The organism is Dietzia cercidiphylli (genome assembly GCF_014145145.1).
GTDB classification, from domain to species: Bacteria; Actinomycetota; Actinomycetes; order Mycobacteriales; family Mycobacteriaceae; genus Dietzia; species Dietzia natronolimnaea.
The window spans coordinates 1-2,515 of sequence record NZ_JAALEA010000444.1; the positions used below are offsets into that span (position 1 = coordinate 1).

Consider the following 2,515-nt stretch of genomic DNA (forward strand, 5'->3'; position numbering starts at 1 on the left):
CCGACGACGAGGTCGGTCTCCGCAAACGGGACCGCGACGCCGGCGGCGGCGGCCAGCCGGAGCAGGGTGGCGGCCTCGGCCCACCCCGCGCCACTGCCCCCGGTCTCCTCGGGAGCGGTGAGCCTTCCGATGCCCACCTCGGTCAGGGCTCGCCATGCGGCAGCCGCATCGGGATCGACGGTGGGTCCGGAGAACTGTGCCAGGACGCCCGCCATCATCGACTCGAGGTCCTCGTCGACCTCGAGTCCGACGGTCTCGGCGTTCCCGGCGTTCCCGGCGGTCTCACTGGTGGAGGTGTTCTCGTTCATCGCATCCCCATTCCTCGCGCGATCACGCCGCGCAGAATCTCGTTGGTCCCGCCCCGCAGCGTGAAGCCGGGCCGCTGGTGCAGTCCCGCACGGAGCAGGTCGGCGAGTTCGGACGAGGCGGTGTCCGCCTCGCCCGGCGAGAACTCGTCGCCGAGCCGGGTGGAGACCACATCGACGATGTCACCCTCGGTGGTGGTGCCCAGGAGTTTGATCAGTGCAGCGGCGTTGTCCGCGGGCTCCCCGCGTTGCAGCGCCCCGGCGATGTTCTGGCTCAGGGCGTGCAGCCCCGCCATCCGCGCGACCGAGCGACCCAGATCAGTGCGCGCGGGCAACCGCCCTTCGGCGATCGCGCCGATCTCGGCGGCGAACAGGCGGAAGGACGAGAGGAACCGCTCGGGGCCGCTGCGCTCGAAGGCGAGCTCGGAGTTGACCTGTTCCCATCCCTGCCCGATCGTGCCGAACACCCGGGAGTCCGGGACGAACACCTCGTCGAGCACGACCTCGTTGAAGTGACGGTCTCCGGACAGGGAGACGATCGGGCGAATGGTGACGCCCTCTCCGCGCAGGTCCACGATGAACTGGCTCAGCCCCGCATGGCGGTGGGAGGTGTCCAGCGGCTCGGTGCGGGCCAGGGCGATGAACGCCTCCGCGTGCTGCGCACCGGAGGTCCACACCTTGGTCCCGGTGACGGTCCAGCCGCCGTCGACGCGGACGCCCTTCGTCCGCACGCTAGCGAGGTCGGAGCCGGAGTCCGGCTCGCTCATCCCGATGCCGAAGCAGCACTCCCCCGCGGCGATCCGGGGCAGGTACTCGCGCTTCTGCTCCTCCGTTCCATACCGCAGGAGAGAGGGGGCGATCTGACGGTCGGCGACCCACTGCGCGGCCACGGGCGCCCCGACGGACAGCAACTCCTCGGTGACGACGAAACGCTCGAGGTGCGTGCGTCCCCGGCCGCCGTACCCGGTGGGGATCGCCATGCCGACCCAGCCGCGCTCGGCGAGGCGACGGGTGAAGTCCTCGTCCCATCGCGTGAGCCAGGTGTCGATCCACGGCGTGAGCCGACCGGCGGCGATCTCTTCGGAGAGGAAGTCACGGACCTCCACTCGCAGGGCGTCCATGTCCGCCGACGCCAGGGTGGGCGGTGGAGCGAGTGCGGACCGCATCGGGCCTCCTCGAAAGGGGTTGGTGTGATGTGTGCCTGTTCGGGGCCCGGATGGTGACCCGGACCACGTGCTCGAGAATCGCACGAATGGCAATCTTACGCAATAGCGGATCGAACTACGCTCTCTCGTATGCCCAGCGTGCGTCCCGCAGGGGCGGATAGTCTTACCCCATGACGCAACCGGATGCGGGAGACAGCGGGCGCACCGAGCAGCCCAGCATGGACAAGGTCCCCGAGCGTCCTCGCCACCGCATGGTCGACCGGGTCGCAGCGATCATGGAACTGGTCGCCAGGTCGGGAACCGGGCTGACCCTCACCGCGGTCGCCAAGGCCCTCGACGCCCCGATCAGCTCCACGCAGGGCCTGCTCAACGGCCTGGTCGCCGTCGGCTACCTCGACGAGCGCAATCGCGTCTACACGCTGGGGACCGCGCCGTATCTCCTCAACGTGATCGCCGGTCGGCCGCCCGTCACCTCCGTGTCGCGGGAGCAGCTCACCGCACTCCACGCTGAAACCGGTCTGACCACCGCCCTGTCGACCGACGTCGGTGACGACCTCTTCTATGTGGACCACGTCGCCGCCGATGCGCACTACGCCTACATCGCGGAGAACCGGTTGCGACGCTCGCTGCTGCGGACCTCCTCGGGCTGGCTACTCCTGGCCGACCGGGAGAAGCGTGACGTGTGGGCCTACCTGAACGCCCGGCCGGCTGCGGAGTCGGAGTTCGTCGACAGGTTCCTGGCCTCGCTCGAAGAGCTCCGCGAGACCGGTGTGTGTACGGCCCCCGGCGTGGCCGTGGACGGTGGCGACGGTGTCTCGGTCGCACTGCGCGAGGGGGGACGGACGATCGCGACCGTCGGCGTCATCGCCGCGCGGGACCTCATCGTCCAGCGCAGCGAGGAGCTGGCCCAGACCTGCCTCCGGCACGCCACCGCCTGGGGTCTGCGCTGAACCGGGGCCCGCGCTGACGCGAGGCCCCGGCCGACCATGGACTCGGCGACGGATCCGCGCCCCGTGAAGTCCCGGGGGGCGGATCAGCGCCCCG

General features: G+C 70.4%; 3 protein-coding genes. 1 reads left to right on the forward strand and 2 read right to left on the reverse strand.

The window, feature by feature from the left end; genetic code table 11:
• On the reverse strand, window positions 1-308 hold a 308-nt coding region (locus tag G6028_RS15085), incomplete at its 3' end, for an acyl-CoA dehydrogenase family protein (RefSeq protein ID WP_338404244.1).
• Entirely contained in the window at window positions 305-1,471 is a 1,167-nt protein-coding gene (locus G6028_RS15090; protein WP_179524445.1) for an acyl-CoA dehydrogenase family protein, read from the reverse strand. The genes G6028_RS15085 and G6028_RS15090, both read right to left, overlap by 4 nt.
• 251 nt (window positions 1,472-1,722) lie before the next feature.
• Here G6028_RS15090 and G6028_RS15095 point away from each other — a divergent pair, with 251 nt between their 5' ends.
• A complete protein-coding gene (locus G6028_RS15095; RefSeq protein WP_107748977.1) occupies window positions 1,723-2,421 on the forward strand; it encodes an IclR family transcriptional regulator in 699 nt (232 codons plus the stop codon).
• The last annotated feature ends 94 nt before the right edge of the window (window positions 2,422-2,515 follow it).

Bases quoted from the DNA above. Each gene is read 5' to 3' on its own strand.
- G6028_RS15090 (WP_179524445.1), bottom strand. From the start codon at position 1,471: ATGCGGTCCGCACTCGCTCCACCGCCCACCCTGGCGTCGGCGGACATG.
- G6028_RS15095 (WP_107748977.1), top strand. From the start codon at position 1,723: ATGGTCGACCGGGTCGCAGCGATCATGGAACTGGTCGCCAGGTCGGGA.